Origin of the sequence: Stappia indica (genome assembly GCF_020177335.1) — a bacterium.
GTDB classification, from domain to species: Bacteria; Pseudomonadota; Alphaproteobacteria; order Rhizobiales; family Stappiaceae; genus Stappia; species Stappia indica_B.
Genome location: NZ_JAIVMG010000001.1, coordinates 545,623 through 561,066 on the forward strand (window position 1 = coordinate 545,623; position 15,444 = coordinate 561,066).

Sequence of the window (15,444 nt, forward strand, 5' to 3'; positions counted from 1 at the left end):
CGACCGTCCTAGCGGGACGCTCCGATGGGGACCACGTTGTGCAATGTTTTGTCCGCCGTTTCAAGGAAGCGGCGGAGACTGCGCGCCGCCTGGCGGATGCGCTGTTCGTTTTCCACCAGCGCGATGCGCACATAACCGTCGCCATGCTCGCCGAAGCCCAGCCCCGGGGCGACCGCCACCTCGGCCTTCTCGATCAGCAGCTTGGAAAACTCCACCGAGCCCAGCTCGCGGAACTTCTCCGGAATCGGCGCCCAGGCGAACATGCTCGCTTCCGGGGCCGGCACATCCCAGCCCGCCCGGCCGAAGGCATCGACCAGAGTATCGCGCCGCTTGCGATAGATCGCCCGGGTCTCGGCAATGCAATCGTCCGGACCGTTGAGCGCGGCGGTGGCCGCCACCTGAATCGGCGTGAAGGCGCCATAGTCCAGATAGGACTTCACCCGCGCCAGGGCGGCGATCAGCCGCTCGTTGCCGACGGCAAAGCCCATGCGCCAGCCGGGCATGGAGTAGGTCTTGGACAGGGACGTGAACTCCACGGCGACATCCATCGCGCCGGGCACCTGCAGCAAGGAGGGCGGCGGCGTATCGCCGAAGTAGATCTCCGAATAGGCCAGATCGGACAAAACGAAGATATCATGCTTCTTCGCGAAGGCGACGATGTCCTTGTAGAACTCGAGATCGGCCACATAGGCGGTCGGGTTGGCCGGATAGCACAGGATCAGAGCGATCGGCTTGGGCACCGAATGGACAATCGCACGCTCCAGCGCGTGGAACACCTCCGGGCCGGGCTCGGCGGGAATGGAGCGCAGGGCCGCGCCGGCCATCAGGAAGCCGAAGGCGTGAATCGGATAGCTCGGGTTCGGCACGAGCACCACATCGCCCGGCGCGGAAATCGCCTGGGCCATGTTGGCGAAGCCTTCCTTGGACCCGAGCGTGGCGACCACCTGGGTTTCCGGGTCGAGCTTTACGCCGAAACGGCGCTCGTAATAGGCCGCCTGCGCGCGGCGCAGCCCCGGAATGCCCTTGGAGGAGGAATAGCGATGGGTCCGCGGGTTCTGGACCGTTTCGACCAGCTTGTCGACAATGTGCTGGGGGGTGGGCACATCCGGATTGCCCATGCCCAAATCGATGATGTCCGCCCCTGCCGCGCGTGCCTTTGCCTTGAGCCGGTTCACCTGTTCGAAGACATAGGGCGGCAAACGCCGCGTCTGGTAGAACTCTTCCATGACACACCTCTTGCACGGCGCAGGGAACTCTTCGATCATCCGGAGGCGGCACCTGCGAAAACGCTTCCGGCCCGCTTCGCCTGCCCTTCCCCCTTGCCTTCGCGCGAATGCGGAACGGTCGGGAGACGGGATGTCAGGCGGCACGGCAGCGCGGATGTTTACCAGCGAACGCGGCGCCTTGCATCGGCAAAATCACGTTCATGACGCTCATCTTGCGGTCTTCCCCGCCGAAGCGGGTAGAAAGAACGGGCACCTGCGGTCAAACCGCCCGGCTACCCCAGTCCATTCTAGTCCTCCGCACCCGCTTCGATTTCGCGAATGGCACGCTGACCATGCTCGGCACCGAGACGGCGCAGGGCCTCGGCTCCCGATTGTGCCGGCGCGGGAGGCGATGCCCCCGCCCGCCCTGCAGCGATATCCAGGAGCCGGCGGCGCGTCGCTTCCTGCTCCTCAAGGGACAGAAGCTGCGAATCGAAGTCGTAGGGAGTGAAAAACGCCGTTGCCGGCGTCTCCGGCCGGGAAGCGTCGGCGTTTGCCACCGGCGCTGATGCCGCGGTCGCACTCCCGGCAAGGCGCTCGGCCGTGGTCCCCTGCTCACCGGCGGTTGCGCTTGGGCGCGCCTCGGCACCGGAGGCCGCCCCCCCACGCGCCGGCACCGGTTCGAAGGCGTCAACCAGCGTGCCGGAAGGCGCGTAGGCGCAAGCGCCAACGATTAGCGCCATTGCAGTCGCAAGTGGTGCTGCCGACATCGAACGGTACGCGGTCCGACCCTGTGGCCGATCCCTTCGTGCAAAGGTCATCGGATTCAACATTCCCCCGGTTACGACACACTAAGCGCTTTGTCCATCTTGTCATGCCGGCCTGATAAAGCGCTATTATGCCAGTTGAGCTTCGTCGGTCCACACCCGCCATGCACGGACCGGCGCCAGGGACCGACACCAGCGGCGGCAGACATCAATTTCCGGAATGCCAGTGGAGGGCACAGCGCGGATGCAGAACGATCAACACAACCCACTTCTGCAGTACATCGTGAACAATCCGGAAGCCTTTGCGCAGAACCTCGCCAAGATCATCGAAAACGCCGGCAAAGCCATGGCCGCCTATGTCGAACCGCGCGAAAAGGGGGAGATCAAGTCCGAACTGGCCGATGAACTGACGGGAATCGTCAAGACCCTCAGCCAGGTCGGTGAGTACTGGATGTCCGATCCGCAGCGCGCGATCGAAGCCCAGAGCCGTCTGTGGACCCAATATATCGGCCTTTGGAACTCCTCGCTCAAGCGCATGATGGGCGAGCCCTCCACGCCAGCGGTCACACCGGATCCGCGCGACAAGCGGTTCGGCGACCCGGAATGGAGCGAGAATCAGTTCTTCGATTTCGTCAAGCAGCTCTACCTGATCACCTCGCAATGGGCGGAGCAGCTCGTGGTCGAGGCCGCGGACCTCGACGACCATACGCGCCACAAGGCGGATTTCTACGTCAAGCAGATCGCCAACGCGCTGTCGCCGTCGAACTTCGTCCTGACCAATCCGGAGCTGCTGCGCGAGACGCTGGAATCGAACGGCGAGAATCTGGTGCGCGGCATGAAGCTGCTGGCGGAGGATATCGAGGCCGGCAAGGGCGAGTTGCGCCTTCGCCAGTCGGATCCGACCAAGTTCAAGGTCGGTGAGAATCTGGCGCTGACCCCCGGCAAGGTGATCGCCCAGAACGACGTGTGCCAGGTCATCCAGTACACCCCGACCACCGATACCGTTCTCAAGCGGCCGCTGATGATCGTGCCGCCCTGGATCAACAAGTTCTACATTCTCGATCTCAATCCGGAAAAGTCGTTCATCAGATGGGCCGTGGAGCAAGGACACACGGTGTTCGTCGTTTCCTGGGTCAATCCCGATGAACGCCAGGCGAAGAAGAGCTTCGAGCACTACATGCGCGAGGGCATCCTGGAGACCCTCGACGTCATCAAGCGCGCCACGGGCGAGGAAGAGGTCAATGCCATCGGCTATTGCGTCGGCGGCACCCTGCTGGCCGTGACGCTGGCCTACATGGCGGCCACCGGCGACGAGCGGATCCAGAGCGCCACCTTCTTCACCACCCAGGTCGATTTCACCCACGCGGGCGATCTGAAAGTGTTCGTCGACGAAGAGCAGATCGAAGCGCTGGAAAAACGGATGGAGGAAAAGGGCTATCTCGATGGCTCGAAGATGGCCTCCGCCTTCAACCTGTTGCGGTCGAACGATCTGATCTGGCCCTATATGGTCAACAACTACCTGAAGGGGCGCGAACCTTTCCCCTTCGACCTGTTGTTCTGGAATTCGGACTCCACCCGGATGCCGGCGGCCAATCACTCCTTCTATCTGCGCAACTGCTACCTGGAAAACCGCCTCTCCAAGGGCGAGATGGAAATCGCCGGCGAACGGCTGGACCTGGGGAAGGTGACGATCCCGGTCTACAACCTCGCCACCCGCGAGGATCACATCGCTCCGCCGGAATCGGTGTTTCTCGGCTCCAGCTTCTTCGGCGGCAAGGTGGACTATGTGCTCTCCGGCTCGGGGCATATCGCCGGGGTGGTCAATCCGCCCGCCAAGAAAAAGTATCAATACTGGGTCGATGGTCCGCCGACGGGCTCACTTGAGCACTGGATCGCCCAGGCGAGCGAACATCCCGGTTCCTGGTGGCCGCATTGGGACGCCTGGATCCGCGCGCAGGACGACACCACTGCCAAGGCGCGCAAGCCGGGCGCCCGGCGCATGAAGATCCTGGAGGATGCGCCCGGCAGCTACGTCAAGACGCGCTCCTGACCGTCCGCATCCGACGCCTCCATCCTGCCCCAGCCTTGGCATGGGGCGGGAAAATGCGGTATGACTGAAAAGGCTCTCGCAGGCACCTTCCGGCGCCTCGGAGCACCGATCGCGCTGGGTCTGGCCGCGTCATCGGGTATCCGCTTCAGTCGCTGACAGGTTCAGCCGAATACAGGCGCATCATGCCGCACACTCCGCAGCGGACCGGCACGCCGGCCGCAAAATACTCCGTTTACAGGCCCATGGACGCAGGAAAGATTCCGGCGCTGGGCATGGATGCGGATGTCTGGCGGCGCCACGCCAGCGGCTGGAGTGTGTGGACCCGCTTCGCCACCCTGCCCCTGCTGCATCTCGCCGTCTGGTCGCATGCCTGGTACGGCTGGCCGGTGGCGCTTGCCGCTATCGCGCTGGTGTGCATCTGGTTGTGGCTGAACCCGAGGCTCTTCCCACCGCCCAGACGGTTCGACAGCTGGCACGTGCGCGCGACCTTCGGCGAACGGGTGTGGCTCAACCGGCTGATGGTCCCGATCCCCGACGCCATCAACCGCCGGGCCATGGTGCTGTCGCTGGTCACCGGCATCGGCTTCGTCATCGGACTGTGGGGCGCGGCGACCACCAGCCTGGTGCCGCTCGTCATCGGTCTGGTTCTGACCTATACGGGGAAGATGACCTTCCTGCAGACCATGGTCGGGCTCTACGACGAGATGCGCGACGCGCATCCCGTCTACCGCTCCTGGAGCGTCACTCCGGACAACGACAACGCTGCCAGCCACCAGACCGGCAAGCAGACACGTCGCCAGACAGGGTCCTGACTGAACGCGCGGGCGCCTCAGCCCCCGCGCGTCAGAACCTTGTCGAACCGCTCCAGTGCCCAGTCGACATCCTCACGGCCCAGCACCAGCGGCGGCGCGATGCGAATGGTGTCTTCATGGGTGTCCTTGGCCAGGATCCCCTCATCGCGCAGCGCCTCGCAATACCCCCGCGCGCCGCCGGCTTCCGGATGCAGCTCCACGGCAATCATCAGGCCGCGCCCGCGCACCTCGCGCACCGCATTGGAGCGGATTTCCCCCAGTCCTTTGCGGAAATACGCCCCTTGGGTTTCCGCATTGTCGATCATCCCCTCCTCGACCAGCACCTTCAGCGCCATGCGGGCGACGGCACAGGCGAGCGGATTGCCGCCAAAGGTCGAGCCATGCTCGCCCGGCTTCAGAACGCCGAGAACCTCCGAGTTGGAGAGCACCGCTGAAACCGGATAGAAGCCCCCGGACAGCGCCTTGCCGACCAGCGTCACATCCGCCTCGACCCCTTCATGCTCTTCCGCCAGCAGCCGCCCGGTGCGCCCGAGGCCGGTCTGGATCTCATCGAGAATCATGGTGATGTTGCGCGCGGTGCACAGCTCCCGCGCCTTGCGAAAATACCCTTCGGGTGGAAGGAGAATGCCAGCCTCGCCCTGGATCGGTTCGGCGAGAAAGGCGACCGTATTGTCGGTGACTGCCGCTTCCAGCGCCTCATAGTCGCCGAACGGGACCACCTTGAACCCGGGCGCGAAGGGACCGAACCCGGCGCGCGCCGTCGGATCCGTCGAGAAGCCGACGATGCCCAGGGTGCGACCATGGAAGTTGTTGGCGCAAACGATGATTTCCGCCTTGCCCGCCGGCACGCCCTTCACCTCGTAGCCCCATTTACGTACCGCCTTGACCGCCGTTTCCACCGCCTCGGCGCCGGAGTTCATCGGCAGGATCTTGTGCGCGCCGGTCAGGGCCGAGAGATCTTCATAGAGAAGCGCAAGCTGGTCGTTGTGAAAGGCCCGGGAGGTCAGCGTCAGCTTGCCGGCCTGCTCTACCATCGCATCGCGGATGCGCGGATGGCAGTGCCCCTGGTTGACGGCTGAATAGGCGGAGAGGCAATCGAGATAGCGCCGCCCCTCCACATCCCACAGCCAGACGCCCTCGCCTCTCGTCAGGACGACGTCCAGCGGCTTGTAGTTATGCGCACCCAAGCGGTGTTCGGCGGCGATGTAGTCTTCCGGCAACCGGCTCATGCGGGCCTCCTCGGATCAAGTGATGCAAAAGTCAGTGAACGGGTGGTCGGGGCGCGTTCCTTCGCTTACCCGAACGGCTGGGTGGGCCGGTCCATGATTTCCTGCCCGAACAGGCTGGCCACCAGCTCGGCAAGCACGAGCGCGCTGCGACCGCGGTCATCGAGAAACGGGTTCAGCTCGACCACGTCGAGCGAGCCGACGCAGCCCGCATCCTCCAGAAGCTCCATCACCAGATGGGCCTCGCGATAGGTGGCGCCGCCCGGTACGGTGGTGCCCACGCCAGGGGCGACCGTGGGGTCGAGGAAATCCACGTCGAGCGATACGTGCAGCACGCCGTTTTCGGCGGCGACACGGTTCAGGAACCGGTGCAGCAGAACCGAGACACCATGTTCGTCGATCTGCCGCATGTCGACGATCGACACGCCGCGCCGGCGCAGCAGATCGCGTTCTCCCGGGTCGATCGAGCGGGCGCCGAACACGCACATGCGCTCCGGCGGAATGGATGTGGTCGGGTCATCACCGAACACCGGCCGCAATTCCTCTTCACCGGCGAGCAGCGCCAGCGACATGCCGTGCATGTTGCCCGAAGGCGAAATCGAGGGAATGTTGAAATCCGCATGGGCATCGAGCCAGAGGACGAACAGCGGCCTGCCCTCCTCCTCCCAGTGGCGGGCAACCCCCATGACCGAGCCCATCGCCAACGAGTGATCGCCGCCGAGAAACACCGGCAGCGTGCCGGCCTTGCACAGATCGTAGGATTGGCGGGCAAGCGGTCGCACCCAGCTCGCCACCCGCTCCGGGCTGTGGGCGGCGCCGGCGAAGGTCAATGGCCCCAAAGCTCGTGCATCCAGTTGCACCACATTGCCATGGTCGGTGACATCCCGGCCAAGGGCGACCAGTCGGGCTTCCAGTTCGGCGACGCGCAAGGCCTCCGGCCCCATACCCGCCCCGCGACGGCCCGTTCCCGCCTCCACCGGCACGCCAAGCAAACCGATCCGCCGCGCCCCGTTTCCGCTCATCATCCGCCTCCCCGCATCCTGGTGCCGGAGATGGGAGACGCCCTCCCTTCCCGGTCGTTTCACAAAGGATGCGCCGATTGCGCGGTGGCAAATAGATGGATTTTCGGCGATTTGTTCAGGAATTCTGCCATAGTGGCAGGCTCAATGGAGCAATGTGACAGATATGGATGATCTCGACCGGAAGCTGATCGCCCTGCTGCGCCACGATTCCCGCCTGCCGGTTGCCTCGCTCGCCGCCGAGCTCGGCACGTCCCGGGCCACGGTTCGGGCGCGGATGGACCGGCTGGTGGCCGATGGCACCATTCAGGGCTTCACCCTTCGCCTGCGCAGCGATGCGACGGGCCGGCCGATTCGCGCGGTGATGATGATCGAGGTCGAGGGACACCGGGCCGATGCGATCGTGCGCCGGCTCTATGGCTTTCCGGACGTGCGCGCGCTGCACACCACCAACGGGCGCTGGGATGTGGTCGCGGAGATCGAGGCGGACACGCTGGAGGCCTTTGACCGGCTGCTGTCGACCATCCGCGGCCTCGACGGCATCGCCTCCTCCGAAACCAGCATCCTTCTCGCCTCGCGCAAGGGATAGGCCGCGCATCTATCGCCGGGACGCGGCAGGCCGGCACAAACCGCCCGACAAACGCAAAACGGCCCGCCAAAGGGCGAAGACGCCTCCCCCGTCCTCCCCGGGCAAGCCTTGGCGCGACCCGGGATCGGGGAGCCGATGGGCCTGCATTTTCAAGGAGCAGGACTCGAGAGGTCGTGGCTCTCCGGTCCCGGATCTCCGCTTGCGCTTCGTCCGGGAGGACGCCCTGAGAAGGGGCTTGTCATAACGCAAAACGGCCCGCCAAAGGGCGGGCCGTCGTGTTTCTTGCAAGAACCGATCCGGAGATCAGCGCTTGGAGAACTGGAAGCTCCGGCGCGCCTTGCGCTTGCCGTACTTCTTACGCTCGACAACGCGGCTGTCGCGGGTCAGGAAGCCTTCCTTCTTGAGCACACCGCGCAGCTCCGGCTCGTAATGGGTCAGAGCCTTGGAGATGCCGTGACGCAGCGCGCCGGCCTGGCCGGACAGGCCGCCACCGGTGACGGTGGCGATCACGTCATACTGGCCGTCGCGATCGGTCAGAACGATCGGCTGACGCAGGATCATCTGCAACACCGGACGCGCGAAATACTCCACGAAGTCCTTCTTGTTGATGGTGATCTTGCCGGTGCCCGGCTTGATCCAGACACGTGCGATCGCGTCCTTCCGCTTGCCGGTCGCGTAGGCGCGGCCATGGGCGTCAAGCTTCTGGACATGCACAGGAGCTTCGGACTGGCCGGCGTCGATGGCGCCGCCGAGTTCTTCGAGGGACTGCAGCTCAGCCATGGTCAAGCCCTCTTTCCGTCGTTCTTCGCGTTGAAGGCCTTGAAGTCAACCGTGACCGGCGTCTGGGCTTCATGCGGATGGGTGGACCCGGCGTAAATCCGGAGATTCTTCAGCTGCTGGCGGCTCAGCGGGCCACCCGGCATCATGCGCTTCACGGCCTGCTCCAGAACGCGCTCGGGGAACTTGCCCTCGATGATGGCGCGCGCGGTGCGTTCCTTGATGCCACCGGGATAACCGGTGTGCCAGTAGTACTTCTTGTCCTGCAGCTTGTTGCCCGTCAGAACCGCCTTGTCGGCGTTGATGACGATGACATTGTCGCCGCAGTCGATGTGCGGGGTGAAGGTCGGCTTGGTCTTGCCGCGCAAAGTGTTGGCAATGAAGGCGGCCAGGCGGCCGACGACAACGCCCTCAGCGTCGATCAAGATCCACTTTTTCTCGACCTCGGCCGTCTTGGCAGAATAGGTCTTCATGGGTGCGATCCGTTTTTGTCGCGAACCGGACATTGCCAGATGTCAGCCAAGCCGGTCCGAATGCCATGCAAAACGGCCCCAAACGGGACCGCGTGCTGTCGAAGGGTATTTACGCGTGGCGGAACAACCTGTCAATCAACATTATTCGCACCGCCCTCGAGATTTGCCAAATAAAACAATGCATTATAAAAACGGTATGATATTACCACATAAATTCCTCACCCAAACCGCCCTGCGCCGGCTCAGCTTTCCCGTGGCGGGATCGAATAGGTCGCGGTTGCGTGGGAAACCAGCTCCTCGCTGCCACGGCTGCGGATACCGCATTCGGTGACGGCCAGCCGCTTGCCGAGCTTCAGCAGCGAACAGGTGGCGATCAGCTCGCCGGGCTCGGGCTTGCGCAGGAAGTTGATCGACTGATGGGTGGTCACCGCAAGCCCCACCGGCCCGATATGGGCGAGAATCACGATATAGGCGGCGAGATCGGCGAGCGTCATCTGAGTCGGGCCGGACACCGTCCCCCCGGGGCGCAAATGCCGGTCCTGCGGGGTGATCGACACCACCGCCTGCCCCGATGACAGGTCCTCGATGGCATAGATCCGCCCATCCACATGCACTTGCGGAAACTCCCGGTCGATGAACTCGTCCAGTTCCGCGATACTCATGATCGGCTGCAAGATATTCCCTCCCTCGCGTATCTCCCCTTTCCGTTTACGGAATGCGACCTTGCATCACAAGGCCCACGCGGCGCTTTGTCGGCGCCGGCCGCTCCGCTATAACGGGCAGACACGTCAAGGAGACCGCTCGCCATGCTGCAAGCGCAAGATGCCACCCCACCGATCGCCCAGGACCGCCAGGGCGGCGTTCTGACCCTCACCCTGCAACGGGAGGCAAGCCGCAACGCGCTGTCGGAGGAGATGATGGCCGCGCTTCAGTCGGCGCTCGAGGGTGCGGCAGAGGATCCCGAGGTGCGGGTGGTCGTGCTCAGGGCAACGGGCGCGGTGTTCTGCGCCGGTCACGACCTGAAGGAGATGACCGCGGCCCGCGCAAAGGCCGATGGCGGCCGGGCCTATTACACGGATGTGATGGGGCGCTGCTCACGGCTGATGCAGACCATCGTCACTCTGCCCAAGCCGGTGATCGCCGAGGTGGGCGGCATGGCAACCGCCGCCGGGCTGCAGCTGGTTGCCTCCTGCGATCTGGCGATTGCCAGCGACACGGCCCGGTTCTGCACCCCCGGCGTCAATATCGGCCTGTTCTGTTCCACGCCGATGGTGGCGCTGTCGCGCAATGTCTCGCGCAAGCAGGCGATGGAGATGCTGCTCACCGGCGAAATCATCGACGCCTCGACCGCCCGCGAATTCGGGCTCGTCAACCGGGTCGTGCCGGAGGCCTATCTCGGTCAGGTGGTGGCGAAATATGCCGAAACCATCGCCGCCAAATCGCCGCTGACGCTGAAGACCGGCAAGGAAGCGTTCTATCGGCAGATCGAGATGCCGCTTGCCGAGGCCTATGACTACTGCGCCCAGGTGATGGTCGACAACATGATGGCCCGCGATGCGGAGGAAGGCATCGGCGCCTTCCTGGAAAAGCGCTCGCCCGATTGGACCGGGGAATAACCCTTCCCCGCGCCCGCCGCCCTGCCCTTACCGGAGCCCCTTGCCGTGAACCATGACAGCTACTCGGACGCCTATATCCGCGACATCCTCGACGGGGTGAAGACCATTGCCCTGGTCGGCGCCAGCGCCAACACCGTGCGGCCGTCCTACTTCGTTCTGAAATACCTGCTGTCCAAGGGCTATGAGGTCATCCCGATCAATCCGGGACAGGCCGGCAAGGAGATTCTCGGCCAGACCGTCCATGCCTCACTGGCGGATGTCCCCGTTGCCATCGACATGGTCGACATCTTCCGCAATTCGGAGGCGGCCGGCGCCGTCGTTGAGGAGGCCTTGCGGCTCCCGACGTTGCCCAAGGTCATCTGGATGCAGCTTTCCGTGCGCAATGACGCGGCGGCCCGGCTGGCGGAGGACAAGGGTCTCAAGGTGGTGATGGATCGCTGCCCGAAGATCGAATACGGGCGCCTTTCCGGCGAGATCGGCTGGACCGGCGTCAATTCGCGCAACCTGTCGGCCAAGCGTCCGGTGTTGAAGAGCGGCTATCAGCATCGCGGACTGGCGACGAGCAAACCGCCTCAGGACTGAGCCCCCAGGAGGGGGCGAGCGTCGCCCGACACCCCCGCCCGGAACGGGAAAGCCTGTCAAACAAGGCGTTTGACGAGGTGCCCGCCCCGGGTGCACTCTGCAAAAGGTGACCGCGCGCCGATTGGCGGCCCGCGGGACATGGCAGCACACGAGACAGGCAAGGTGACCACTTCGCGCAAGTCCGGGAGCCTGCAACCGGATGGGCCGGCAAGGCTCAAACGTCCCCAACCCCAGCCCGACATCATCGGCTGGCGGGAGATCGTCTCCCTGCCGGACCTTGGTATCGCCACGCTCAAGGCCAAGATCGACACTGGCGCGCGCACCTCCGCGCTTCATGCGGTCGACCAGCAGCTGTTCGAGCGCGAAGGCCGCAAGTGGGTGCGTTTCAAGGTCCCCGCCTCGGCCGCGCACAAGACCATCCCGGTCGAGACCCCGCTGATCGACGAGCGCGACATCAAGAACACCAGCGGCATTCCCGAACGGCGCTTCGTGATCCGCACGACGCTGCTGCTCGGCCGTCATCACTGGTCCATCGAGGCATCGCTCGCCAATCGCGCGAAGATGGAATTCGATCTGATCCTTGGACGTTCGGCAATCCGCCGGCGCGGCGTCCTTGTCGATCCTGGGCGTTCCTATGTCGCCGGAGCTCCAAGCAGCCAGTTTCACGTTGGGGCACCGATCGTGCCACCGCCATCCGGAGACATACCATGAAGATCGCCATGATGGCCCGCAACCCGGACCTTTACTCGCATCGCCGGCTCAAGGAGGCCGCCGAGGAACGCGGGCATGAGATGCAGATCGTCAACACCCTGCGCTGCTACATGAACATCGCCTCGCGCCGGCCGGAAATCTATTATAACGGCGAGAAGCTACCGCTCTTCGATGCGGTGATCCCGCGCATCGGCGCTTCGGTCACCTTCTACGGCCTGGCCGTACTGCGTCAGTTCGAGATGATGGGCGTGTTCCCGCTCAACGAATCCGTCAGCATCGGCCGTTCGCGCGACAAGCTGCGATCGATGCAACTGCTGGCTCGCGATGGGGTCGGCCTGCCGGTCACCACCTTCGCCCATGACCCGAAGCAGACCGAGGAAGTGTTGAAGCTCGCCGGGGGCGCGCCGCTGGTGATCAAGCTGCTGGAGGGCACCCAGGGCATTGGCGTCGTCCTTGCCGATACCCACCGCTCGGCGAAATCCGTGATCGAGGCGTTTCGCGGCGCCGGGGTCAACATTCTCGTGCAGGAGTTCATCAAGGAAGCCGGCGGCACCGATATCCGCGCGCTGGTGGTGGATGGCAAGGTGATCGCCGCGATGAAGCGTACCGGCGCTGAAGGCGAGTTCCGCTCAAACCTGCATCGCGGCGGCAGTGCGGAGCCCACCCGCATTTCGCCGGAGGAGCGGCAGGCCGCCGTTCGCGCAGCCAAGACCATGGGGCTCAATGTCTGCGGTGTCGACATGCTGCGGGCCAATCATGGCCCCGTGGTGATGGAGGTGAACTCCTCCCCCGGGCTGGAAGGGGTGGAAAAGGCCACCGGCATCGACGTTGCCGGCAAGATCATCGAATTCATCGAGAAGAAAGCCAAACCGGGCAAGACCCGCACCAGGGGGAAAGGGTGACGCCGCCGACGGCCTCACAGCCGGCACGGCCCCGGGGCGGAGCGGAGCCGCGTCCGCCCTTCGCGATCGGATCCTTCACGATCGCCCCGGGGGAGCGGCGCACCATCGACCTTCCGGTCAGCGTGTTGTCCGACCACACGCCGGTTTCCATGTCGGTGCATGTGGTCCATGGCGCACGCCCCGGACCGACGCTGTTCGTCAGCGCGGCGATCCATGGCGACGAAATCATCGGCGTGGACATTGCCCGCCGGGTTCTGCGCCAGCCGGCGCTGGAGAACCTGCGCGGAACCTTGCTGGTGGTCCCGATCGTCAATGCCTTCGGCTTCCACAGCCATTCCCGCTACCTGCCGGACCGGCGCGACCTCAACCGCAGCTTCCCCGGCAGCCCGCGCGGGTCGTTGGCCGCCCGCCTTGCCCATCTTTTCATGACCGAGGTGGTGGCGCGCGCCGATATCGGCATCGACCTGCACTCCGCCGCCATTCACCGGACCAACCTGCCACAAATCCGCGTCTCACCATCCAAGCCCGAAACCCTCGCCCTTGCCGAAACCTTTGGCGCGCCGGTGATTCTCACCTCGCCGCTGCGTGAGGGGTCACTGCGGCAGGCGGCGCAGCAGCATGATGTCGACATCCTGTTGTTCGAGGGCGGCGAGGGTCTGCGTTTCGATGAATTCGCCGTGCGGGTCGGCGTCAGCGGCATCCTGCGGGTGATGCGCCAGCTCCACATGATCGGCCCGAAGGGCGTCACCAGGCCGAAGGCGCCGCCGATCAAGGTCGGCTCCAGCACCTGGCTGCGCGCGCCGGCCGGAGGATTGCTGCGCGCGTTCAAGACCATCGGCGACACGCTGACGCCGGGCGATCTGCTCGGCACCGTCTCCGATCCCTTTGGCGAGGTGGAACAGGATGTCGTCGCCACAACCGCCGGCCTGATCATCGGTCGCACCAACCTGCCGGTGGTGAACGAGGGCGATGCATTGTTTCACATCGCAGCCATGCCCCATGACGATGCCCTGAGCACCATCGACAGCCTGACGGAACAACTCGGCAGCGATCCGCTGTTCGATGAGGATGAAATCATCTGACCAAGGCCTGAGGCGGATCTGTTTTCTTTGACCGCCTCCGCGCCTTCGGCCAGTATGCCGCGCATTCATCCACGGTGGAGGATTCCATGACTGACCGCATTCCCGGCTTCTCGACGCTCGCCATTCACGCGGGCGCCCAACCGGACCCGTCCACCGGCGCGCGCACCACGCCGATCTACCAGACGACCTCCTTCGTGTTCGATGACGTCGACCATGCCGCCTCGTTGTTCGGCCTGCAGGCGTTCGGGAACATCTATACCCGGATCACCAACCCGACCACGGCGGTGCTGGAAGAGCGGGTCGCCGCGCTTGAGGGCGGCACCGCCGCGCTTGCCGTCGCGTCCGGCCATTCCGCGCAGTTGCTGACCTTCCACGCCATGATGACCCCGGGCGACAACATTGTCGCGGCGAACAAGCTTTATGGCGGCTCGATCAACCAGCTCAACCATTCGTTCAAGAGCTTCGGCTGGAACGTCAAATGGGCGGATGCGGAAGACCCGCAGAGCTTCGCCGATCTGATCGACGACCGCACCCGCGCCGTGTTCATCGAGAGCCTGGCCAACCCGGGCGGCGTGGTGACCGACATCGCCGCGATTGCCGAAATCGCCAAGGCGCGCAACGTGCCGCTGGTGGTCGACAACACGATGGCCTCCCCCTATCTCTGCCGGCCGATCGAGCATGGCGCCGATATTGTCCTGCATTCGCTGACCAAGTTCATGGGCGGGCACGGCAACTCCATGGGCGGCGTCATCGTTGATGGCGGCTCCTATGACTGGTCGTCCAGCGAGAACTACCCGATGCTGTCCAAGCCCCGGCCGGAATACAACGGCATGGTGCTGCACGAGACCTTCGGCAATTTCGCCTTTGCCATCGCCTGCCGGGTGCTGGGCCTGCGCGATCTCGGACCGGCGATTTCGCCGATGAACGCCTTCCTGCTGCAGACCGGCATCGAAACCCTGCCGCTCCGCATGCAGCGTCATTGCGACAACGCGCTGAAGGTCGCCGAATATCTCGATGGGCACGACAAGGTCAGCTGGGTGTCCTACGCCGGACTTCCGGGCGATCCGAACTACGCCAAGCACCAGAAATACATGCCCAAGGGCGCCGGCGCGGTGTTCACCTTCGGGGTCAAGGGCGGCTATGACGCCGGCGTTGCCGTGGTCTCCAACTGCGAGATCATCTCCCACCTTGCCAACATCGGCGACACCCGCTCGCTGATCATCCATCCGGCCTCCACCACCCATCGCCAGCTCACCGACGAGCAGAAGACGGCGGCGGGCGCTGGCCCCGACGTGGTGCGGATTTCCGTCGGCCTGGAAGACGCGGAAGACATCATCGCCGATCTGGATCAGGCGCTGGCCAGCGTCAAGGGCTGACCGTCTTCACAGCGCGGCACAACAACAAACGGGCCGGGGAGCATCTCCCCGGCCTGACAGACTGCTGAAAAGGACAACCGCCCCTCACGGCGTCATCCCGGGCAAGCGTCAGCGCGACCCGGGATCGGAGAGCCGGAAGGCAAGCGTTCCAATGGATTGGAGCCGACACGTTGTGGCTCCCTGATCCCGGATCTCCGCTACGCTGCGTCCGGGATGACGAACTCAGACGAATTGTCCTTACCCAAATGGCCCGGGGG

The 15,444-nt window shown here is 64.5% G+C and carries 16 protein-coding genes; 9 read left to right on the forward strand and 7 right to left on the reverse strand.

Annotation, left to right across the window (positions count from 1 at the left end):
- Window positions 1-8: 8 nt before the first annotated feature.
- Both LC062_RS02395 and LC062_RS02400 read right to left on the reverse strand, forming a co-directional pair.
- The gene (locus LC062_RS02395) at window positions 9-1,226 is read right to left on the reverse strand and encodes an LL-diaminopimelate aminotransferase (protein WP_224909416.1); all 1,218 of its coding nucleotides are present in this window, start codon (window positions 1,224-1,226) and stop codon (window positions 9-11) included.
- A gap of 287 nt (window positions 1,227-1,513) precedes the next feature.
- On the reverse strand, window positions 1,514-1,948 hold the full coding sequence (locus LC062_RS02400; RefSeq protein WP_224909417.1) for a hypothetical protein: 435 nt from the start codon (window positions 1,946-1,948) through the stop codon (window positions 1,514-1,516).
- A gap of 268 nt (window positions 1,949-2,216) precedes the next feature.
- On the opposite strand from LC062_RS02400, the gene LC062_RS02405 reads away from it, so the two are divergent.
- Both LC062_RS02405 and LC062_RS02410 read left to right on the forward strand, forming a co-directional pair.
- Window positions 2,217-4,022: a PHA/PHB synthase family protein gene (locus LC062_RS02405; protein WP_224909418.1), complete on the forward strand. Its 1,806-nt coding sequence runs from the start codon at window positions 2,217-2,219 to the stop codon at window positions 4,020-4,022.
- A gap of 242 nt (window positions 4,023-4,264) precedes the next feature.
- Window positions 4,265-4,834, forward strand: coding sequence for a DUF6653 family protein (locus tag LC062_RS02410; protein WP_224909419.1), 570 nt, complete (start codon window positions 4,265-4,267; stop codon window positions 4,832-4,834).
- A 17-nt stretch (window positions 4,835-4,851) separates the two neighbouring features.
- Here the strand turns inward: LC062_RS02410 and rocD are convergent, their stop codons facing one another.
- On the reverse strand, window positions 4,852-6,063 hold the full coding sequence (gene rocD / locus LC062_RS02415; RefSeq protein WP_224909420.1) for an ornithine--oxo-acid transaminase: 1,212 nt from the start codon (window positions 6,061-6,063) through the stop codon (window positions 4,852-4,854).
- Between the two features lie 65 nt (window positions 6,064-6,128).
- Window positions 6,129-7,085, reverse strand: a complete 957-nt coding sequence (gene rocF / locus LC062_RS02420) for an arginase (protein ID WP_224909421.1) — start codon at window positions 7,083-7,085, stop codon at window positions 6,129-6,131.
- 160 nt (window positions 7,086-7,245) lie between these two features.
- Between rocF and LC062_RS02425 the strand changes: the two genes are divergently transcribed.
- The gene (locus LC062_RS02425) at window positions 7,246-7,668 is read left to right on the forward strand and encodes an Lrp/AsnC family transcriptional regulator (RefSeq protein ID WP_181758428.1); all 423 of its coding nucleotides are present in this window, start codon (window positions 7,246-7,248) and stop codon (window positions 7,666-7,668) included.
- A gap of 303 nt (window positions 7,669-7,971) precedes the next feature.
- On the opposite strand, the gene rpsI is transcribed toward LC062_RS02425, so the two are convergent.
- The 3 genes from rpsI to LC062_RS02440 form a co-directional block, all read right to left on the reverse strand.
- Complete coding sequence (gene rpsI / locus LC062_RS02430; protein WP_224909422.1) at window positions 7,972-8,448, reverse strand: 30S ribosomal protein S9; 477 nt, start codon at window positions 8,446-8,448, stop codon at window positions 7,972-7,974.
- Between the two features lie 2 nt (window positions 8,449-8,450).
- Window positions 8,451-8,918, reverse strand: a complete 468-nt coding sequence (gene rplM / locus LC062_RS02435; protein WP_224909423.1) for a 50S ribosomal protein L13 — start codon at window positions 8,916-8,918, stop codon at window positions 8,451-8,453.
- Window positions 8,919-9,160: 242 nt separating this feature from the next.
- Complete coding sequence (locus LC062_RS02440; RefSeq protein WP_224909424.1) at window positions 9,161-9,580, reverse strand: PaaI family thioesterase; 420 nt, start codon at window positions 9,578-9,580, stop codon at window positions 9,161-9,163.
- A gap of 144 nt (window positions 9,581-9,724) precedes the next feature.
- Between LC062_RS02440 and LC062_RS02445 the strand changes: the two genes are divergently transcribed.
- From LC062_RS02445 to LC062_RS02470, 6 genes are all read left to right on the forward strand, one after another.
- Entirely contained in the window at window positions 9,725-10,534 is an 810-nt protein-coding gene (locus LC062_RS02445) for an enoyl-CoA hydratase (RefSeq protein WP_224909425.1), read from the forward strand.
- Between the two features lie 45 nt (window positions 10,535-10,579).
- Window positions 10,580-11,116 (forward strand): CoA-binding protein, encoded by a 537-nt coding sequence (locus tag LC062_RS02450; protein WP_224909426.1) that lies wholly within the window; start codon window positions 10,580-10,582, stop codon window positions 11,114-11,116.
- 138 nt (window positions 11,117-11,254) lie between these two features.
- Window positions 11,255-11,827, forward strand: coding sequence for an ATP-dependent zinc protease family protein (locus LC062_RS02455; protein ID WP_224909427.1), 573 nt, complete (start codon window positions 11,255-11,257; stop codon window positions 11,825-11,827).
- Window positions 11,824-12,729, forward strand: coding sequence for a 30S ribosomal protein S6--L-glutamate ligase (gene rimK / locus LC062_RS02460; RefSeq protein ID WP_224909428.1), 906 nt, complete (start codon window positions 11,824-11,826; stop codon window positions 12,727-12,729). Before LC062_RS02455 ends, rimK begins: the two co-directional genes overlap by 4 nt.
- Window positions 12,726-13,811, forward strand: a complete 1,086-nt coding sequence (locus tag LC062_RS02465; protein WP_224909429.1) for a succinylglutamate desuccinylase/aspartoacylase family protein — start codon at window positions 12,726-12,728, stop codon at window positions 13,809-13,811. Before rimK ends, LC062_RS02465 begins: the two co-directional genes overlap by 4 nt.
- An 86-nt stretch (window positions 13,812-13,897) precedes the next feature.
- The gene (locus LC062_RS02470; protein WP_224909430.1) at window positions 13,898-15,187 is read left to right on the forward strand and encodes an O-acetylhomoserine aminocarboxypropyltransferase; all 1,290 of its coding nucleotides are present in this window, start codon (window positions 13,898-13,900) and stop codon (window positions 15,185-15,187) included.
- Window positions 15,188-15,444: the final 257 nt, after the last annotated feature.

Coding starts and splice junctions, on each gene's coding strand:
- LC062_RS02395 (WP_224909416.1), bottom strand. CDS start 1,226: ATGGAAGAGTTCTACCAGACGCGGCGTTTGCCGCCCTATGTCTTCGAA.
- LC062_RS02400 (WP_224909417.1), bottom strand. CDS start 1,948: ATGGCGCTAATCGTTGGCGCTTGCGCCTACGCGCCTTCCGGCACGCTG.
- LC062_RS02405 (WP_224909418.1), top strand. CDS start 2,217: ATGCAGAACGATCAACACAACCCACTTCTGCAGTACATCGTGAACAAT.
- LC062_RS02410 (WP_224909419.1), top strand. CDS start 4,265: ATGGACGCAGGAAAGATTCCGGCGCTGGGCATGGATGCGGATGTCTGG.
- rocD (WP_224909420.1), bottom strand. CDS start 6,063: ATGAGCCGGTTGCCGGAAGACTACATCGCCGCCGAACACCGCTTGGGT.
- rocF (WP_224909421.1), bottom strand. CDS start 7,085: ATGATGAGCGGAAACGGGGCGCGGCGGATCGGTTTGCTTGGCGTGCCG.
- LC062_RS02425 (WP_181758428.1), top strand. CDS start 7,246: ATGGATGATCTCGACCGGAAGCTGATCGCCCTGCTGCGCCACGATTCC.
- rpsI (WP_224909422.1), bottom strand. CDS start 8,448: ATGGCTGAGCTGCAGTCCCTCGAAGAACTCGGCGGCGCCATCGACGCC.
- rplM (WP_224909423.1), bottom strand. CDS start 8,918: ATGAAGACCTATTCTGCCAAGACGGCCGAGGTCGAGAAAAAGTGGATC.
- LC062_RS02440 (WP_224909424.1), bottom strand. CDS start 9,580: ATGAGTATCGCGGAACTGGACGAGTTCATCGACCGGGAGTTTCCGCAA.
- LC062_RS02445 (WP_224909425.1), top strand. CDS start 9,725: ATGCTGCAAGCGCAAGATGCCACCCCACCGATCGCCCAGGACCGCCAG.
- LC062_RS02455 (WP_224909427.1), top strand. CDS start 11,255: ATGGCAGCACACGAGACAGGCAAGGTGACCACTTCGCGCAAGTCCGGG.
- rimK (WP_224909428.1), top strand. CDS start 11,824: ATGAAGATCGCCATGATGGCCCGCAACCCGGACCTTTACTCGCATCGC.
- LC062_RS02470 (WP_224909430.1), top strand. CDS start 13,898: ATGACTGACCGCATTCCCGGCTTCTCGACGCTCGCCATTCACGCGGGC.